General features: G+C 57.8%; 2 protein-coding genes. One reads left to right on the forward strand and one right to left on the reverse strand.

Going from position 1 to position 1218, the window contains the following annotated elements; genetic code table 11:
- Positions 1-230 (forward strand): hypothetical protein (locus VN622_07585; protein HWR35713.1); only part of this gene is annotated, 230 nt, incomplete at its 5' end.
- 124 nt (positions 231-354) lie between these two features.
- Here VN622_07585 and VN622_07590 read toward each other — a convergent pair.
- Positions 355-1218 (reverse strand): hypothetical protein (locus tag VN622_07590; protein ID HWR35714.1); only part of this gene is annotated, 864 nt, incomplete at its 5' end.

Here is a 1218-nt window from a genome sequence, read left to right on the forward strand (position 1 = left end):
CCCGGGCGAACTATGAGGGAGTACTGACATGCGTAGTGGAAGCCGATGGTTTCGTGTTCCACTTGAGGCCGCTAACGTCGCGGTTTGACCTGTACGGGATTACAACCCCGAAGTGCCCCGGTGATGTGGGTGATGAGTTGAAGTTCGCCATCGAACGGGGTCGGGCGTATGTGCTGGATGCAAAGGGGAAAGAGTGGGCCTTGAGCGTGGTGCAGGCAAGGAAGAAGTAGAGCCCTCCGTCGCTATTTCGCCGACCCGGCAGGAAGCGAAGCCGGCAGAAGTGGCGGGGTGTGCCGGGACCGCGTTTGGCCACCGGCTGACCCACGGCGTTCGCTCCGGGGGCGTAGGGAATGCTCAAAACGGAAGCGCGAACCGCGCAACGGGTTTCAGCCGAACCAGACTCGCTCGGTCAATTTCGAAAGTCGGGGTCTCCACTCCTTTTTCGCCGCGAATGACGGCAAGACGGATTTTGCAGGCAGTTGTCGCAATCTCGGACATAATGTACGCAGCCTGAAACGAATCTTCCGGGTTGATCTCCTTCGTGACTTCCCTAGTAATGTAGTCGGTTGGCCGCTTCTCGACTTCGAGATAACTCAGAGAGTGACCCATTGAGAGGATTCGACGGAAGTCGCCGGTGCCCCGCCCGACTTCTACGAGCAACTGCGCGCCGTCGCCCGGGAGCATGCGCAAGCCGTGCTTGTATGCATTGTACTCGTCACGGCCTTTGATGTAGCGTGTCGCCATCTCGGACAGGAACCAGGCCAAGTCCTCCCGCGTTCTCTTCCATCGAGGACCTGTCTCCGCCTCGGCCACGCCCGCATAAATGGCTTTCGTAACGAATTGGCTTGCAGTCTGGCAGGCCCCGCCCGAGATGTCGGCGACGTGCCCGGCCGCAAATCCCTTGATCTTACCGAGCATTTCCTCGTTCGTATACCGAGACAGATACAGCCAGTGCGGCAGGTTCTGGAATACCGCTATCAGGAGCGCGAACAACGATTCAATCTGTTGGAAGGTGGAACAATGAATTTCTACCGCCAATCCTCGGAAGTACTGGTCCGTAAGGCTCTCATCGTTCTCGGCCCCGGTGGCGGCGTTAACGAAGCGCTTGAATTCGTCACGGTGCTGGTATGCCGTATAAAGCAGTTCAACCTTTCTAAAAAGAAACTCGGGATCGTACCCACCATAGAACCGGCTCTCGGCAACTTCCCGGGGCCTAAA

This window comes from Clostridia bacterium, assembly GCA_035561135.1.
Classification (GTDB): Bacteria; Acidobacteriota; Terriglobia; order Terriglobales; family Acidobacteriaceae; genus DATMYA01.